This window comes from Xanthomonas sp. WHRI 7945 (genome assembly GCF_035026585.1).
This window is the reverse complement of sequence record NZ_JAYIQP010000001.1, coordinates 179,335-195,393: the sequence shown is the minus strand read 5'-3', so window position 1 is coordinate 195,393 and position 16,059 is coordinate 179,335. Positions and strand designations below refer to the sequence as shown.

The following is a 16,059-nucleotide window of genomic DNA, read 5'->3' as shown; positions in this document are numbered from 1 at the left end:
GGGCGAGCGTGCCGATGCGCTTGATCCGGGTCATTAGCCGCGACAACGGCGGCGGCCTGAGCCGCGACCTGCAGGTGGTCGCCGAGACGCTGCGCAACAGCGGCCGCTACCGGGTCGAGGTGCTCGGCTTCGGCACCGTGCGCTTCGCCAACCACCTGCGCGAACTGCGCCTGGCCCTGCGCAGCCTGCTGCGCGGCCGCGCCGACCTGCAGATCTTCCTGGAGCGGGTCTATCCGCGCTGCCTGGGCGCCGGCCGCCGCAACGTGCTGGTGCCCAATCCGGAATGGTTCCGCCGCAAGTGGCTGCGCTGGCTGCCGCGCTTCGAGCGGGTGCTGTGCAAGACCCGGCAGGCCGAGCAGCGCTTTTCCACGCTGGGTCCGGCGACCGCGTTCATCGGTTTCTGCAGCGACGACTGCTACCGCCCGGAGGTGCCGCGCGAGCGCGCCTGCCTGCACGTGGCCGGACGCAGTTCGGCCAAGGGCACCGCGGTGCTGCTGCAGACCTGGGCGCGCCACCCGGAATGGCCGCGGCTGACCGTGGTGCAGAGCGCCAAGAAGTCGCGTCCGATCGAAGCCGCGAACATCGACTACCTGACCGGCTACCTGGACCAGCGCGAGCTGCGCCGGCTGCAGAACGCGCACCGCTTCCACCTGTGCCCGTCCGAGGTCGAGGGTTTCGGCCACTACATCATGGAAGCGCTGAGCGTCGGCGCGGTGGTGATCACCACCGACGGTGCGCCGATGAACGAACTGGTGGGCGCCGAACGCGGCATCCTGATCGCGCCGGTCGGCGAACGTGCGGACAACTTCGGCGTGCGCTACCAGATCGACGCGGCCGGCATCGAGCGGGCGATGGCGCAGGCACTGACGCTGGCGCCGATGCAGTGCGATGCACTGGGCACCGCGGCGCGCAGCTTCTTCGAATCGCGCCAGCGCGAGTTCGGCGAGCGCCTGCAGGCGGCGGTGGCCGATCTGCTCGGCGATGCGCCGCCGCCGGCCACGTCGGCGCCGGCCAGCAGCGGCCGCGTGCAGGTCAGGTCGGGTTAGGGGTCGCGCTTGGATCATCGCCCACCAACGTCTTTCCATCCGTCTTCCCGATGACCGAAGAAGCCGCATCGCATCGCGCCGCATCGCCGCTGGCCGCGTCCTCCTCCTCTCGCCATGTGCTGGTCGAGCGGGCGGCGGCGCTGGGCATGCTGTGCCTGCCGGCGCTGGTGGTCAGCATGCCGGGCGGGCTGCTGCCGTTCGGCCTGCTGCTGCTGGCGACCAGCCTGCTGGCGCTGGGCCGCATGCGCCGCGCCGCGGCCGGGCTGCAGCCGTCGCTGCGCTGGCTCGGCGTGCTGGCGCTGCTGGTGATCGGGCTGTCGGTGGTCTCGCTGCTGTACTTCGGCCAGCCGCTGAAGGACATCGACAACCGCACCCGGTTCCTGGTGCTGCCATGGGCCGCGTTGTGGGTCTACGCACTGCGCCCGCCGCGGCAGCTGCTGTGGTGGGGCGCGCTGCTGGGCATCTTCGCCACGCTGGCGGTGGCGGTCGTGCAGGTGCTGCACGGCGAGCCGCGCGCCGAAGGCTGGACCAACGCGATCGTGCTGGCCGACGTGGTGCTGATGCTGATGGTGGTGGCGGTATTCTGCCGGCCGCACGGACACTGGCCGTGGACGATCGTCGCGATCGCCGCCGGTTGCGCGACCATCCTGCTCAGCGGCAGCCGCGGCGTGTGGCTGGGCATGTTGCTGCTGCTGGTGGCCACCTCGCTGTGCGTGCGCTGGCGCAGCGGCGGCGCGCGGCTGGTGATCCTGGGCATGCTCACCGCGCTGGCGGCGACCCTGGTGCTGAGCGTCCCGGCGCTGACCCGGCAGACCCGCCTGGCCGAGCTGCATCACGACGTGCAGCGCTACGAGCGCGGCGACAGCGATTCCTCGGCCGGCGCGCGCATCGAGCGCCTGCAGGTGGCGGCCGCGACCTTCGTCGAGCATCCGCTGGTCGGGGTCGGCGTGGGCCGCTTCGACAACGCGATGCTGCGCCTGCCGGATTGCCGCGGCACCACATGGGTGGAGCGTTGCCATCTGGGCCATGCGCACAACGACCTGGCCGAATGGAGCGCGACCCAGGGCCTGCCCGGCACGCTGCTGATCGTGCTGGTCTACGGCGTGCCGCTGTGGCTGCTGGTGCGCCTGTACCGGCGCCGCCCGCACCGCGAGTTCCATGGTCCGGCCGCGACCGGGATCATGGTGGTCGCGGCCTACATCCTGTGCGGCATGACCCAGTCGATGTTCGCGCACCAGGTGACCACCGGCTTCTACGTGTCCCTCGTCGGCGTGCTGATCGGGCTGGCGGCCTGCGATGCCGCCGCGCCGCGTGTGCGCGACGGTGCCGCTGAACGGGCTGCCGGAAGCCGGTAGACTGCCGGTCCCGCATCGCCGAGCGGTGCGGCGCCGTCCGCGCCGCGACCGCAGCTTGCACCGCTCTTTTCGGATACCGAGCGCCATGGCCGACGCCGCCGCGACCACCCTGCCGCTCAGCCTGGTGGTGATGACCTACAACGAAGCCGCCAACATCGCGCGCTGCCTGGACAGCGTGCCGTTCGCCGCCGACAAGCTGGTGGTGGACTGCGGCAGCAGCGACGACACCGTGGCGATCGCGCGCGCGCATGGCGCGCGCGTGGTCGAGCAGGCCTGGCTGGGCTTCGGCGCGCAGCGCAACTTCGCTTCCACCCAGGCCGCGCACGACTGGATCCTGGTGCTGGACGCGGACGAGTTCCTGTCCGATGCGCTGCGCGCCGAATGCCTGGCGCGGCTGCCGCAGGTGCTGGCCGAGGACCGGCTGGACGCGGTGTGGCTGCGCCGCAGCACCTGGTACATGGGCGCGCCGATGCGCTGGTACCGGCCGATGGTCGGCGAGCGCCTGGCGCGGCTGTACCACCGCGGCCGCGCGCGCTGGAGCGATGCGCGGGTGCACGAATCGCTGCGCTTCGACGGCGCCAGCGCCGAATTCGCGCCGCCGTTCAACCATCTGCACAACCCGACCCTGGTGCACAAGCAGCTCAAGGTGCTGCGCTACGCCGAACTGAAGGCGCTCGGCTGGCGCGACAAGCGCAAGCCGGTGAGAATGTGGCAGAGCCCGTTCGTCTTCGTCGGCGCCTTCCTCAAGGACTACCTGCTGCGCCTGGCGGTGCTCGACGGCTGGCGCGGCTTCGTGGTGGCGCAGACCGCGGCCAGCTACGCGCTGTACAAGCGCATGCGCTACTACGAGATGCAGTACAACCCGGCCTCGGTGGAGCAGGCGCGGGCGCAACTGCAACGCCACGATCTGGAGCACTGATGAGCAAGCACTACCTGCTGTACGGATCGGAGCGTTATGCGCTGGCGATCCTGCGCCCGCTGCAGGCGGCGATCCGCGCGCGCGGCGACCAGGCGGCCTGGTTCTTCGACGGCCCCGGCGCCGCCGACCTGAGCGCCGACGAGCGCCATCTGGCCACGGTCGAGGAGGTGCTGGCGTGGAATCCGTACGCGGTGATCACCTCCAGCAACGCGGTGCCGCATTTCTTCCCCGGGGTAAAGGTCGAGACCTTCCATGGGTTCGATGCCGGCAAGCCGCGGCACATCTACGTGCGCGGCTTCTTCGACCTGTACTGCACCACTGGCCCGCGCGACACCGCCGCGTTCGGTGCGCTGGCGCGCAGGCTCGGCCACTTTGCGGTGAAGGAAACCGGCTTTCCCAAGATCGATCCGTTCATGCGCGAGATCGGCGGCGAGCTGGCGCCGGTGCGGCAACCGCCGGTGATCCTGTATCACTCCACGTTCTCGCCGTCGTGGAGCGCGGCCGGCATCCTCTACGACGAGGTCGCGCGGCTGTCGCGCAGCGGCGAATGGCGCTGGATCGTGACCTTCCATCCGAAGATGGATCCGGAGATGGTGGCGCGCTACCGCGCGCTCGAGAACGAGTACCTGCGTTTCGCCGACAACGACAACATCCTGGAGCTGTTCCCGCAGGTGGACCTGATGTGTTCGGACACCTCCTCGGCGCTCAACGAATTCCTGCTCACCTACAAGCCGGTGGTGACGTTCAAGAACCGGCGCCCGGGCCCGCAGCTGATCGACATCGACGATCCGGCGCAGTTCGAGCCGGCGATCCGCCATGCGCTGGCGCGGCCGCCGGAACTGATGGCGGCGATCCGCGAATTCGCCGACGGCCTGCATCCCTACCGCGACGGCCAGTCCAGCGAGCGCGTATTGCGCGCGATCGACGACTTCGTCGCCGAGGGCGCGCGCAACCCGCGGCGCAAGCCGTGGAATTTCTGGCGCAAGCTGAAGATCCGCCGGCGCATCGGCTACTGGGGCCGCGGCGTGCGTTGAGCCGGCGCGTGGCCGGGTACGGCGCGCGCCGCTACCAGCGCAGCCGGCGCCGCGCCAGCGCGCGGCTCAGTTGCAGGTACAGCGCCTGCGCTTCGGTCTCGGGCACCAGACGCACCCGCAACGGCGGCTCGCCATGGCGGGCGCCGGCGGTATCCAGCCACAGCGTGGCGGTGCCGCAGCAGCGGTCCAGCGGCGAGCGGGTCAGCTGCAGCGCCTGCAGCTTGTCGATCTCGGCCAGCCGCCACCAGCGCGTCCACCAGCCGCCGCGCACCGCCACGTAGCGCGCGTCCACGGCATAGCCCATGCGTTGCGCCTGGCGCCAGGCCTTGAACGCCGACCACGGCAGCCATAGCAGCGACAGTGCGGCCCAGGCGCCGAACGGGCGCCACAGCGCGGCGCAGGCCAGCGGCACCAGGCACGCTGCCGGCAGGCACAGCCGCCACCAGCAGCGCGTGGCGATCGCATGCCACTGCGGCGGCGGCCACGCGATCTGCGGCAGCAACCGATGCAGCAGCGCATCGCAGGCGGCCGGGGTCGCCAGCGGCGCCAGTTCCTTCAGCGCACGGCCCTGCTCGCCATGCCCGTCCATCACCGCGGTGTCGATGTGCAGGCTGCGCCGCCGCAGCAGGCGGTGCAGCACGCCTTCGTGCAGGGTCCAGGCCTGGATGCGGCGCCGCGCCACGCTGGTGCGCAGCCGCGCCAGCAGACCGCGCTCCACGGTCAGGCGGCGTTCGCTCTCGCTGAGCCGGAAACCGTGGTACTGCAGCAGCGCCAGCGCCATCGACAGCACGCGCATGCTCAGCAGCAGCGTCGCCAGCATCAGCGCCAGGGTCACCCCGCCGGCCATCCAGCCCAGGTGCAGGTGGCTGGCGTAGCCGAACAACTGCCGTCCGTAGTGCTCGATCGCGTTGGAGACCATGCGCTCGGGGAACAGTTGGTAGGTGGCGCCGAATGCGGCCGCCACCACCACCATGCCGCGGTTGGAGATCAGTCCCTGGCGCAGCACTTCCGAAGTGGGCAGCGCCAGCAGCACGTCGCTGGCCGACGCGGCATCGGCGCTGGCCGGGTCGGCCTGCGCGCGGTGGCGGATCTGCCGTTCCAGCGCCAGCGCCTGGTCCAGCCGCAGCACCCGCATCTCCGCTTCCGGCTTGGCCCCGCCGGCCGATTCCAGGCGGACCTCGGCCACGCCGAACAGGCGGTGCAGCAGCGACTGGTGCACGACCACGTTGTGGATGCGCGCGAACGGGATCTCGCGCAGGCTGCGCTGCAGCCAGCCGCTGCGGATGCTCAGGCTGTCGCGGCCGATCCGGTAGTGGTAGGTGAGGTAGCGCAGCAGCGAGACGGCGATCAGCGCGCTGGCCACCGCCAGCATCACCAACTGGTCGATGTGGTCGTTGCGCCCGTCGCGGCCGCCGAACACCGCCAGCACCAGCAGCGGCAGCAGGAACTGCTTGAGGTGCTGCAGCAGCACGAACAGCCACGACCACGGATGCAGGCGCCGGACCGCGATGTCCTCGGCGTCCAGGGCCGCGCTCACAGCGCGTCGTCGTCGTGGTCGAGCTGGTGCGCCAGGCGTTCGCGCAGGCGCTCGGCGTCGGCCTGGTCCAGGCCCGGTACCGCCACCGCGTTGTGGCGGGTGCCGGCGGTATGCACCACCAGCGTGGACAGGCGCGCGGCGCGCTGCAGCGGGCCTTGGCGCAGGTCCAGGTGCTGCACCCGCGAGATCGGGATGTGCGCCTCGCTCTGCCACCAGCGCCCGCGGCGCAGCGCCAGGCCCTGCGCATCGAGCCGCCAGCGGATCAGGCGATGGCGCTTGAACCCCACCCAGGCGCCGCCGAGCGCGCCCAGTGCCGCCGCCGCGGCACCGATCGGCAGCGCCTGCGCGCTGTGCAGGCCAAGGCCGAAGATGGCCGCGCCGATCAGGATGCTGCAGCCGAGCATGCTGCCGCCGCCGAGCGCGGCCAGCCAGGCGCCGCGCACCGGCAGCGGCTGCCAGCCGTCGTCGGCCGGGCCCGCGTCGACCGACGGCGCATCGGCGCCAAGCGCGGCGGCGGGGGGATCCAGGGACGGCGGTGCGGTCACGGCGGGTTCTCGAAGCGGTGGACGGCGCGGCATGCGCGCCGGCAGGCTCCGATCGTAACGCGGGCGACGCCCGGCTGCGTTGTCGCCGGGCACGAAGCGCGCAGGTGCCGGCATGGAACGCGCCTGGCCGGTCGGAATCCCCGCCGTCGCGCAGGTCCCACGGCCGCAGATCAGCGCACGGCGCGGATCAGCGCGTCCACGTCCAGCGCATGCCCGGCGCGGGCCGCCTTGGTGCGCAGATAGCCTTCGTTCTCGGCGGTGATCGTGCCGGTGATCGGGATGCGTTCGACCACCTCGATGCCGGCCGCGCGCAGGCGCTCGGCCTTGGAGGGGTTGTTGGTCAGCAGGCGCACGCGCTGGATGCCGAGTCCGCGCAGCATCGCCACCGCGCTGCCGTAGCGGCGCTCGTCGGCGCCGAAGCCCAGTTGCGCGTCGGCGTCGATGGTGTCCAGTCCGTCGTGCTGGTAGCCGTAGGCGCGCATCTTGGTGGCGATGCCGGTGCCGCGGCCTTCCTGGTCCAGGTACAGCAGCACGCCGCCGCCGAGTTCCTTGAGCTTGGCCAGGCCATGCCGCAGTTGGTCGCCGCAGTCGCACTTCAGCGAGCCGAACAGGTCGCCGGTGAGGCAGGAGGAGTGCACCCGCACCGGCACCGGTGCGGACAGGTCGGGCTCGCCGATCAGGATCGCGACCTGGTCGCGCTGCGCCACGCCGCCGCGGAACACCGCGAACTCGCTGTTGCCCAAGTCGCGCAGCGGCACCCGGGTGCGGGTCACCAGTTCGTAGTTGCCGGCGGCGCTCAGCGCGCAGCCGTGCTCCAGGTCGTCCAGTTGCAGCGATTGGCAGCCCTGGAAGGCGCTGGTGTCCGCGCCCAGGTCCACCGCGATCATCGCCGGCAGCAGCAGGCCCAGGCGCGCGATCTCCACCGCGCCGGCGTCCAGCGCATCGCCCGGCACCCAGTGCGCCGGCACCGGGCCGTCGCGCAGGTAGGCCAGCGCCGCCAGCGCGTCGTAGGACTGGCCGGCGAGGGCGATGCGCGCGCCTTGCGGCGCGGCCAGGCCCAGCACCTGCGCGCGCGGCGGGGTCAGGAACAGGTAGTGCCGCTGCGCCGCGGCCTGCGCGAAGCTCTGGTAGGACTGCGCGGTGCTGCTGTCCAGCGCCAGCACCGCCCGCGCATGGCCGTGGCGGTCCTCGATGACCACCGGACGCCCGGCACGCAGTTCCGAGGCCGCGCGCTCGCTGCGGATCGCGGCGGGGTCGCCGAAGGCGTGCACGGAGGTGGGGACGGGGCTGGTCATGCACGACTCCAAATGGGGATCTCCGGCGCCGCTTCAAGGCTTGCCGGCGCCGCAGCGCCCGGCCCGCGCGGCTGTGGGCCGGGCGCGGCGGCGGTTCCGGCCGGCCATTGTCGCGTGGTTTGGCCGTGCCGCCAGCATGCGCAGGATGGAACGCACTGTGCGCCGCGCCGCCACGCATCGCATGCAACCGCTGGCCGGCGCGCGGTCACTCACTGGATCGTGGCCGCGATCGCCGGCAGGTGGGGGCGGGCATGTTCAAGCGCGGTCGATTGTTTTCTACTACGCCAGACCCGTTCCCCAGGACCTGCGCATGCACCTCGTCGAATGCACCGAACAGCGCCACGCCGGCGCGATCCTGGACATCTTCAACGAGGCCATCGTCCATTCCACCGCCCTGTACGACTACCGGCCGCGGCCGCCGGAGAGCATGGCTGGCTGGTTCGCAGCCAAGCGCGCCGGCGGCTTCCCGGTGATCGGGGCCGAGGATGCGGCCGGCACCCTGCTCGGCTTCGCCAGCTACGGCACCTTCCGCGCCTGGCCGGCGTTCAAGTACAGCGTCGAGCATTCGGTCTACGTGCATCGCGATCATCGCGGCAAGGGCCTGGGGCGGCGCCTGCTGCTGGCGCTGGTCGAGGCGGCGCAGGAACGCGGCGTGCACGTGCTGGTGGGCGGCATCGACGCCAGCAACGCCGGCAGCATCGCGCTGCACGAGCAACTGGGCTTCGTGCACGCCGGCACGGTGCGCGAGGCCGGCTTCAAGTTCGGGCGCTGGCTGGACCTGGCGTTCTACCAGCGCATTCTCGCCAGCCCGGCCGAGCCGCACGACGATTAGCGGCTGCGGCTGCGGCTGCGGCTAATGCGGATGTTTGGCCGTGGCGTAGGGATTGGGTTCGGCCGGATCCGGGCGCAGCGTGTAGCGCTTGTAGGTCCACTGGTACTGCGCCGGGTCGCGGCGCGCCACCCGCTCCACGCCCTCGTTCAGCGCGGTCGCGGCGCGCAGCGGGTCCGGGTCGGCGATCGCCTCCGGCGCCGGCTGCACCTGCAGCGCGAATTCCAGATCGTTGCCGACCCGCTCGCACCAGGCGAACAGCACGATCGCGCCGGTGCGCTCGGCCAGCCGGTTGACCAGGGTCATGGTCAGCGCCGGCACGCCGAAGAACGGCGCGAACACGCCGTCGCCGGCCTTGGGCTGCTGGTCCGGCAGGATGCCGACCGCGCCGCCGTCCTTGAGCACCTTGAACAGTTGCCGCACCGCCGGGCCTTCGGCGCGCACCTGGCGCACGTTGTCGCCGCTGCGCACCTTCTGCAGGAAGGCGTCGCCGACGTCGGAGGCCGGCGCGCGGTAGACGATGGCGATGTCCCCGCGCGAGGCCAGCCACTGGTTGAGCAGTTCCCAGTTGCCGAAGTGCGGCGCGGCCACGATCACCCCGCGCCCGGAGGCCAGCGCCGCGTCGTACAGCTCCTGGCCGTAGCGCTGGCGCAGCCGCGCCAGGTTCTGCGCCGGCGGCCGGGTCCACAGCACCAGCGTCTCGAACGCCTGCCGCGCGGTGGAACGCAGCACGTCGTGGTGCAGCGCGATGCGCTCGCTGGGCAACAGGTCCGGATAGGCAAGCTCCAGGTTGCGGCGGGTGACCCGGCTCTCGCGCGCGTCCTGGCGCAGCCACAGCCAGGCCAGGCCGTCGGCCAGGCGCCGCAGCCACGGCCAGGGCAGGCGCGCCACGGCGGCGGCGCAGCGGTACAGCAGGGTCGCAAGCGTTGCAGGTTTCATCGCCCCAGTTTATCCGCTGCGCCGGTCGCGCCAGGCCCGCGCGATCACAGGGCCGAATCGTGGTCACGGATCGCGACCGCTTCCGCCAGCCGCCGCGGCTCGGCCATCATGCGGCGGGATGACAGCAGTCCGCCGAACCCGGATGCTTCCGAGTCCCGAGTCCCGAGTCCCGCCCATGCTCTCCCTGATCCAGCGCGTCACCCAGGCCTCGGTCAGCGTCGATGGCCATGTCGTCGGCCAGATCGGTCCCGGCCTGCTGGCGCTGGTCGCGGTGGAGCCGGGCGACGACGAGGCCAAGTTGCAGCGCATGGCCGAGCGCCTGCTCGGCTACCGCGTATTCGCCGACGCCAGCGGGCGCATGAACCGCTCGCTGCGCGATACCGGCGGCGGTTTGCTGCTGGTCAGCCAGTTCACCCTGGCCGCGGACACCGGCTCGGGGATGCGCCCCAGCTTCACTACCGCCGCGCCGCCGGCCGAGGCTGAACGCGGCTTCAACCGATTGCTGGAAATTTGTCGGGAACGGCATCCGCCGGGGGTGGAAAGCGGGCGCTTCGGTGCCCATATGATCGTCAGCCTGGTCAACGACGGCCCGGTCACCTTCCTGCTCCGGCCTTAATCCGGGGCGCTCCTGGCGGAGCGATTCGCTCCTCGTCCGGCAAGCGGCGGTCCGGGCTGTTATAATGCTAGGTTCACTCATTCATCTACCTGCCGGTGGCGCGAGCACTCATGGCCAACGAACGTCCTGCCCAGCAATCCGACATCAAGCTACTGATCAGCAAGGGCCTGGAACAGGGCTATCTGACCTACGCCGAAGTCAATGACCATCTGCCCGACGACCTGGTCGATCCGGAGCAGATCGAAGACATCATCAGCATGATCAACGGCATGGGCATCGACGTCCATGAAGTCGCCCCCGACGCCGAGACCCTGCTGCTCAACGACGGCAACACCGGCAACCGCGAAGTCGACGACACCGCGGCCGAAGAAGCCGCCGCGGCGCTGACCGCGCTCGACACCGAAGGTGGCCGGACCACCGACCCGGTGCGCATGTACATGCGCGAGATGGGCACGGTCGAGCTGCTGACCCGCGAAGGCGAAATCGCCATCGCCAAGCGCATCGAGGAAGGCCTCAGCCAGGTCCAGGCCGCGCTGGGCGCGTTCCCGCTGGCGGTGGAGACCCTGCTCGAGGACTACGAACAGCACAAGGAAGGCAAGAAGCGCCTGGCCGAGATCGTGGTCGGCTTCAACGACCTGATCGAGGAAGAGCCGGCGCCGGCCGTGGTCGCCAGCGACGACGACAGCGCCGCCGATGCCGATGCCGACGACGACGACGAGGAAGTCGAAGCCGCCGAGGAAGAGGCCGGCCCGACCGGTCCGGATCCGGCCGAGGTCGCGCGGCGCATGGAAGTGCTGGCCACCGAGTACGCCAAGTTCAAGAAGGCGCACGCCAAGAACGGCGCCGAGCACAAGCTGGTCACCAAGCTGCGCACCGACATCGCCGAGGTGTTCGTCACCTTGAAGCTGCCGCTGCCGCTGACCGACGTGCTGGTGCGCAAGCTGCGCGACACCATGGCCCAGGTCAAGGATCACGAGCGTCGCGTGCTGCACCTGGCCACGCATGTGGCGCGGATGCCGCGCAAGGATTTCATCCGCTCCTGGGAAGGCAACCAGACCAACGTGGCCTGGGTCGACGACGCATTGAAGCGCAAGCAGAAGTGGTCTTCGGCGCTGCGCGACGTCAAGGACCAGATCGTTGCCGAGCAGGAAGCCACCGTGGCGGTGGAGCAGGCGACCTACCTGAGCCTGACCGAGCTGAAGGAAATCAGCCGGGCGATGGCCTATGGCGAAGCCAAGGCGCGCAAGGCCAAGAAGGAAATGGTCGAGGCCAACCTGCGCCTGGTGATCTCGATCGCCAAGAAGTACACCAACCGCGGCCTGCAGTTCCTCGACCTGATCCAGGAAGGCAACATCGGCCTGATGAAGGCCGTGGACAAGTTCGAATACCGCCGCGGCTACAAGTTCTCCACGTATGCGACCTGGTGGATCCGCCAGGCCATCACCCGTTCGATCGCCGATCAGGCGCGCACCATCCGTATCCCGGTGCACATGATCGAGACGATCAACAAGTTGAACCGCATTTCCCGGCAGATGCTCCAGCAGTACGGCCGCGAGGCCACGCCGGAGGAGCTGGCCAAGGAAATGGACATGCCGGAGGACAAGATCCGCAAGGTGATGAAGATCGCCAAGGAGCCGATCTCGATGGAAACCCCGATCGGCGACGACGAGGATTCGCATCTGGGCGACTTCATCGAGGACACCAACGTGGAGTCCCCGATCGAGAACACTACCAACATCAACCTGTCCGAGACCGTGCGCGACGTGTTGGCCGGCCTCACCCCGCGGGAAGCCAAGGTGCTGCGCATGCGCTTCGGCATCGACATGAACACCGACCACACCCTCGAGGAAGTCGGCAAGCAGTTCGACGTCACCCGCGAGCGGATCCGGCAGATAGAGGCCAAGGCGCTGCGCAAGCTGCGTCACCCCAGCCGCTCCGAGCAGCTGCGCAGCTTCCTCGATATCGACTGATCGAGCGCGGTTCGCGGCAACGAAAAAGCCCCGCATGTGCGGGGCTTTTTTATGGGCTCAGATACCGAATCAAGCGGTGCGCAGCATCTCTGTAGGAGCGGCTTCAGCCGCGACCGGGTCTCACCGGTAACACCCGATCGCGGCTGAAGCCGCTCCTACAGGAAGCAGCAGAGGCGCCGGATCGACGGCGCCTCGCGTGGTCCGCCTACGCGAACGCCCGGCTGCCGCGCATCACCGCCAGCACATCGTGGCAGGCGCCCATCGTGTGGTAGTCGGTCTTGCCGGCCGGGCTCTTTTCGTCGCTGTAGCTGCGATTGTCGCGGCTGAGGATGCGGAACCAGGCGCCGTAGCGGTGGTCGACCAGGTGTTCCCACGAATACGCCCACAACTTGTCGTAGGCGGCGCGGTAGCCCGCGTCGCCGCTCGCGGCCAGCAGCCGCGCGGCGGCGGCGATCGCTTCGGCCTGCACCCAGAAGTACTTGTCGTCGTCGCAGAAGTAGGTCGGGCCCTGCGCGACGTCGGGCACGCCGACCACCGGCTCGGCTTCGGTGCCGGAGGCGAAGCCATAGACGATGCCGCCATGCTGCGCGTCCCAGCCGTGCGCCAATGCGGTGTCGAACAGGTGCCGGGCGGTCGGCAGCAGCCAGTCCGGCGCAGCGCCATCGGCCGCCTGCAGATGCCCGTGCAACAGCACCAGCAGCTTCGACCATTCCACCTGGTGACCGGGCTGGAAACCCCATGGCCGGAACAGGTCCTTGGGGTTGTCGCGGTTGTAGTCCCAGTCCACCTGCCAGTTGGCGTCGTAGTGCTCCCACACCAGGCCGCCGGCCAGCGCCGCTTGGCGGCGAGTGATGTGGTCGGCGAGCAGCAGCGCGCGCTGCAGGTAGCGCGCCTGGCCGCTGGCCTCGTAGGCGGCGATCAGCGCCTCGCACAGGTGCATATTGGCGTTCTGTCCGCGGTAGCCGGAGAACTGCCAGTCGGGCGTGGCCTCGTCGCGGTACAGGCCGGCGGCCGCGTCCCAGTAGCGGGTTTCCAGCAACTGCCAGGTCTCGTCCATCCACGCGTCGGTATCCAGGCCGGCCTTCTTCGCGGTGGCATAGGCCAGCAGCACGAAGGCGGCGCCGTAGGCGTGCTGGGTGCGGTCCTCGGCCACGCCGTCGCGCAGGGTCCATACGTAGCCGCCGCTGGCGGTGTCGCGGTGCACCTCGCGCAGGTAGCGCAGGCCGTGGCGCGCGGCGTCCAGATACTCGGCGGCCAGCGCCGAATCGGCGAACTCGTTGGCCGCCATCGCGTAGTTGAAGACGAAGCGGGTACTGCTGACCAAGTGGCGATGGCCGGCGTCGTACACGCTGCCGTCGTCGCGGAAGTAGTGGAAGAAGCCGCCGGCCGGATCGATCGCGCGCGGGTGGTAGAAGGCCATGGTGTCGGCGATATGCGCGCGCAGCACGGCGGCGTCGGCGAAGTCGGGCAGGGGCGTGGCGGGCAGATTCATGCGGTCGCTGGGAGTCATGTGGGTGGGGAAGGGGAGAACAGACACGCGCAGGCGCGGCGGCAACGCGCCGCCGCACCGTTTCGCGCGTCAATGCATCGCGCGCGCCACCGGCGTGGCGCCCGGCGCCTCGGCCGGCAGGTTGGCCGACAGCCGCGAGCCGCGCAGGCCGTACCAGAGGATGTAGGCGTAGCACAGCAGCGGGATCACGAAGGCGTGCTGGATGCCGACTACGTCGGCCAGCGCGCCCTGCGCCAGCGGCACCAGCGCGCCGCCGACGATGCCCATGATCAGCAGGCTCGAGGCCTTGCTGGTCAGCGGGCCGAGGCGTTCGATGGCCACGGTGAAGATGGTCGGGAACATGATCGAGTTGAACAGGCCGATCGCGATCACGCTCCACATCGCCACGTGGCCGGTGCTGATCATGGTCACGATCAGCAGCAGCGAAGCGACGCCGGCGAACGCGGCCAGCAGTCTGCGCGCCGGGATCACCTGCAGCAGCGCGGCGCCGGCGAAGCGGCCGACCATCGCGCCGCCCCAGTAGAACGCCAGGTAACGGCTGGCGGTGGCCTCGCTGAGGCCGCCGGTGGTCGGGCCGGAGATGTAGTTGATCAGGAAGCTGCCGATGGACACTTCCGCGCCGACGTACATGAAGATCGCCACCACGCCCCACAGCAGGTGCGACTGGCGCAATGCGTCGCCGAAGCTGTGATGCGACTCGACGCTGCCGGCGTCGTCCTCGCGCAGCGACGGGATCCGCATCACCAGCACGAACACCGCCAGCAGCAACAGGCCGCCGGCCAGCAGCAGGTACGGCACCTGCACCGATTGCGCCTGCGCGCCGCGGTAGGCGGCCTGCTCGAGCGCGCTCATCGCCGCGATCTTGTCTGCCGACAGCACCGCGCCGGCCAGGATCAGCGGGCCGATCAGCAGCGGGAAGATGGTGGTGCCCAACGAGTTCAGCGCCTGCGCGAAGTTCAGCCGGCTCGGCGCGGTGTCCGGGTTGCCGATCAGGCTGATGTACGGGTTGGCCGCCACCTGCAGCAGGGTGATGCCGCTGGCCAGCACGAACAGCGCGGTCAGGAACAACGGATACGACGGCAGCCGCGCGGCCGGGTAGAACATCGCCGCGCCGATCGCCGCGACCACCAGGCCGATGACGATGCTGCTCTTGTAGCCCACCCGCGCCACCACCGCACCGGCCGGCAGCGACATCAGGAAGTACGCGCCGAAGAAGGTGAACTGGATCAGCATCGACTGCGCGTAGTTCATCTGGAACACGGCTTTCAGATGCGGGATCAGCACATCGTTGAGGCTGGTCAGGCCGCCCCAGGTGAAGAAGATCATGCTGACCACCGCGATGGCGGCAGTGTTGGACAGCGGACGACGGCTCATGCAGCGACTCCGGGAACGGGCGATAGGGCGACACGGCTGCTGGCACGCAGGCACAACCGGGACGGGGCGATGGTAAGCGCAGGCAGCGCCTGTTGCTGGCGCAGCGCGTCCAGCACCAGCCGTGCGGCCTGCATGCCGCATTCGCGCGGGGCGACGGCGACGGTGGACAGCGGCGGGGTGGCGACGGCGGCTTCGGCGATGTCGTCGAAGCCCATCAGCGCGTAGTCGCGGCCGGCGTGGCGGCCGCGTTCGGCCAGGCCGCTGGCCAGGCCCAGCGCGACCACGTCGTTGTAGCAGACCAGCGCGGTCGGCAATGGATCGCGCGCGCACAGCGCGCCGGCCTGGCGCGCCGCTTCCAGCCGGGTCGGCGCGCATTCGATCAGCCAGTCCGGATCGGCGGCGATGCCGGCGGCGGCGAGCGCGTCGCGGTAGCCGGCGCGGCGTTCGGCGCAGGAACTGGACTGGCGGTGGCCGCCGAAGAACGCGATCGCGCGGTGGCCCAGCGCCAGCAGGTGCTCGGTGGCCAGGCGCGCGCCGCGGCGGTTGTCCAGCGCCAGCAGCGGCCAGTCGCCGTCCAGCGCGCGGTTGAACAGCAGCACCGGCAGCCGCGTGCCCAGCAGCTGGCGCAGCCGCGCCGCGTCGGTGTTCTCGGTCGGCGACAGGATCAGCGCCGCCGGCTGGTGCTCGATCAGCGAGGCCAGTACGGTGTGCTGGCGCTCCGGCGATTCGCCGGTGCTGCCCATCAGCATCACGTAGCCGGCCTCGGCCAGCGCCGCGTCCACGCCGCCGGCGAATTCGGCGAAGAACGGATTGGCCAGGTCGTTGACCACCAGCGCCACCGCGTTGGAGGCGCGCCCGCGCAGGCTGGCCGCGCCGCGGTGGTAGACATAGCCCTGCCGCGCGATCTCCGCCGCTACCCGCGCGCGCGTGTCCGCATGCACCAGCGGACTGTTGCGCAGCACCAGCGACACGGTCGCCCGCGACACGCCGCAGGCGGCGGCGATGTCGGACACGGTGACGCGTTTGTCGGCGGGGGACGACGGCACGGCGATTAGACCGGTTCAAAAGGCCGCCCATCCTGCGCCGTCGT

General features: G+C 70.5%; 14 protein-coding genes. 7 read left to right on the top strand and 7 right to left on the bottom strand.

All coding sequences use genetic code 11. The features are described from left to right. Positions 1 to 8: 8 nt before the first annotated feature. The 4 genes from VDQ83_RS00710 to VDQ83_RS00695 all read left to right on the top strand — a co-directional run bounded on the left by VDQ83_RS00710 (position 9) and on the right by VDQ83_RS00695 (position 4,354). The gene (locus VDQ83_RS00710) at positions 9 to 1,046 is read left to right on the top strand and encodes a glycosyltransferase (protein ID WP_455433502.1); all 1,038 of its coding nucleotides are present in this window, start codon (positions 9 to 11) and stop codon (positions 1,044 to 1,046) included. A gap of 50 nt (positions 1,047 to 1,096) precedes the next feature. Next, the gene (locus tag VDQ83_RS00705; protein ID WP_455433501.1) at positions 1,097 to 2,401 is read left to right on the top strand and encodes an O-antigen ligase family protein; all 1,305 of its coding nucleotides are present in this window, start codon (positions 1,097 to 1,099) and stop codon (positions 2,399 to 2,401) included. 85 nt (positions 2,402 to 2,486) lie between these two features. Beyond that, a complete protein-coding gene (locus tag VDQ83_RS00700; protein WP_455433500.1) occupies positions 2,487 to 3,320 on the top strand; it encodes a glycosyltransferase family 2 protein in 834 nt (277 codons plus the stop codon). Further along, a complete protein-coding gene (locus VDQ83_RS00695) occupies positions 3,320 to 4,354 on the top strand; it encodes a CDP-glycerol glycerophosphotransferase family protein (protein ID WP_455433499.1) in 1,035 nt (344 codons plus the stop codon). The genes VDQ83_RS00700 and VDQ83_RS00695 overlap by 1 nt, the downstream gene beginning before the upstream one ends. Before the next feature lie 31 nt (positions 4,355 to 4,385). Here VDQ83_RS00695 and VDQ83_RS00690 read toward each other — a convergent pair whose 3' ends face one another. From VDQ83_RS00690 to ribA, 3 genes are all read right to left on the bottom strand, one after another. Further along, positions 4,386 to 5,891 carry a PH domain-containing protein gene (locus VDQ83_RS00690; RefSeq protein WP_455433498.1) on the bottom strand — a complete coding sequence of 502 codons (1,506 nt, stop codon included), beginning with the start codon at positions 5,889 to 5,891 and terminating at the stop codon, positions 4,386 to 4,388. Continuing rightward, entirely contained in the window at positions 5,888 to 6,436 is a 549-nt protein-coding gene (locus VDQ83_RS00685) for a PH domain-containing protein (RefSeq protein WP_455433497.1), read from the bottom strand. Before VDQ83_RS00685 ends, VDQ83_RS00690 begins: the two co-directional genes overlap by 4 nt. Before the next feature lie 170 nt (positions 6,437 to 6,606). Further along, the gene (ribA, locus tag VDQ83_RS00680; protein ID WP_455433496.1) at positions 6,607 to 7,731 is read right to left on the bottom strand and encodes a GTP cyclohydrolase II RibA; all 1,125 of its coding nucleotides are present in this window, start codon (positions 7,729 to 7,731) and stop codon (positions 6,607 to 6,609) included. Between the two features lie 310 nt (positions 7,732 to 8,041). Here ribA and VDQ83_RS00675 point away from each other — a divergent pair, with 310 nt between their 5' ends. Beyond that, a complete protein-coding gene (locus VDQ83_RS00675) occupies positions 8,042 to 8,563 on the top strand; it encodes an N-acetyltransferase family protein (RefSeq protein WP_455433495.1) in 522 nt (173 codons plus the stop codon). Positions 8,564 to 8,584: 21 nt separating this feature from the next. On the opposite strand, the gene VDQ83_RS00670 is transcribed toward VDQ83_RS00675, so the two are convergent. After that, the gene (locus VDQ83_RS00670) at positions 8,585 to 9,499 is read right to left on the bottom strand and encodes a lauroyl acyltransferase (protein WP_263395943.1); all 915 of its coding nucleotides are present in this window, start codon (positions 9,497 to 9,499) and stop codon (positions 8,585 to 8,587) included. A gap of 175 nt (positions 9,500 to 9,674) precedes the next feature. Between VDQ83_RS00670 and dtd the strand changes: the two genes are divergently transcribed. Together dtd and rpoD are read left to right on the top strand one after the other, a co-directional pair. Further along, positions 9,675 to 10,115 (top strand): D-aminoacyl-tRNA deacylase, encoded by a 441-nt coding sequence (dtd, locus tag VDQ83_RS00665; RefSeq protein ID WP_455433494.1) that lies wholly within the window; start codon positions 9,675 to 9,677, stop codon positions 10,113 to 10,115. Positions 10,116 to 10,225: 110 nt separating this feature from the next. Continuing rightward, positions 10,226 to 12,085, top strand: a complete 1,860-nt coding sequence (gene rpoD / locus VDQ83_RS00660) for an RNA polymerase sigma factor RpoD (RefSeq protein WP_309913450.1) — start codon at positions 10,226 to 10,228, stop codon at positions 12,083 to 12,085. A gap of 205 nt (positions 12,086 to 12,290) precedes the next feature. Here the strand turns inward: rpoD and VDQ83_RS00655 are convergent, their stop codons facing one another. From VDQ83_RS00655 to VDQ83_RS00645, 3 genes are all read right to left on the bottom strand, one after another. Beyond that, entirely contained in the window at positions 12,291 to 13,577 is a 1,287-nt protein-coding gene (locus VDQ83_RS00655) for an AGE family epimerase/isomerase (protein ID WP_455433493.1), read from the bottom strand. A gap of 87 nt (positions 13,578 to 13,664) precedes the next feature. Further along, positions 13,665 to 14,969, bottom strand: a complete 1,305-nt coding sequence (locus tag VDQ83_RS00650; protein WP_455433492.1) for a sugar MFS transporter — start codon at positions 14,967 to 14,969, stop codon at positions 13,665 to 13,667. After that, a complete protein-coding gene (locus VDQ83_RS00645; protein WP_455433491.1) occupies positions 14,966 to 16,015 on the bottom strand; it encodes a LacI family DNA-binding transcriptional regulator in 1,050 nt (349 codons plus the stop codon). Before VDQ83_RS00645 ends, VDQ83_RS00650 begins: the two co-directional genes overlap by 4 nt. Positions 16,016 to 16,059 lie beyond the last annotated feature (44 nt).

What these genes read in the sequence shown, in the direction of transcription:
- VDQ83_RS00705 (WP_455433501.1), top strand. Translation starts at nt 1,097, where the DNA reads ATGACCGAAGAAGCCGCATCGCATCGCGCCGCATCGCCGCTGGCCGCG.
- VDQ83_RS00700 (WP_455433500.1), top strand. Translation starts at nt 2,487, where the DNA reads ATGGCCGACGCCGCCGCGACCACCCTGCCGCTCAGCCTGGTGGTGATG.
- VDQ83_RS00695 (WP_455433499.1), top strand. Translation starts at nt 3,320, where the DNA reads ATGAGCAAGCACTACCTGCTGTACGGATCGGAGCGTTATGCGCTGGCG.
- ribA (WP_455433496.1), bottom strand. Translation starts at nt 7,731, where the DNA reads ATGACCAGCCCCGTCCCCACCTCCGTGCACGCCTTCGGCGACCCCGCC.
- VDQ83_RS00675 (WP_455433495.1), top strand. Translation starts at nt 8,042, where the DNA reads ATGCACCTCGTCGAATGCACCGAACAGCGCCACGCCGGCGCGATCCTG.
- VDQ83_RS00670 (WP_263395943.1), bottom strand. Translation starts at nt 9,499, where the DNA reads ATGAAACCTGCAACGCTTGCGACCCTGCTGTACCGCTGCGCCGCCGCC.
- dtd (WP_455433494.1), top strand. Translation starts at nt 9,675, where the DNA reads ATGCTCTCCCTGATCCAGCGCGTCACCCAGGCCTCGGTCAGCGTCGAT.
- rpoD (WP_309913450.1), top strand. Translation starts at nt 10,226, where the DNA reads ATGGCCAACGAACGTCCTGCCCAGCAATCCGACATCAAGCTACTGATC.
- VDQ83_RS00655 (WP_455433493.1), bottom strand. Translation starts at nt 13,577, where the DNA reads ATGAATCTGCCCGCCACGCCCCTGCCCGACTTCGCCGACGCCGCCGTG.
- VDQ83_RS00650 (WP_455433492.1), bottom strand. Translation starts at nt 14,969, where the DNA reads ATGAGCCGTCGTCCGCTGTCCAACACTGCCGCCATCGCGGTGGTCAGC.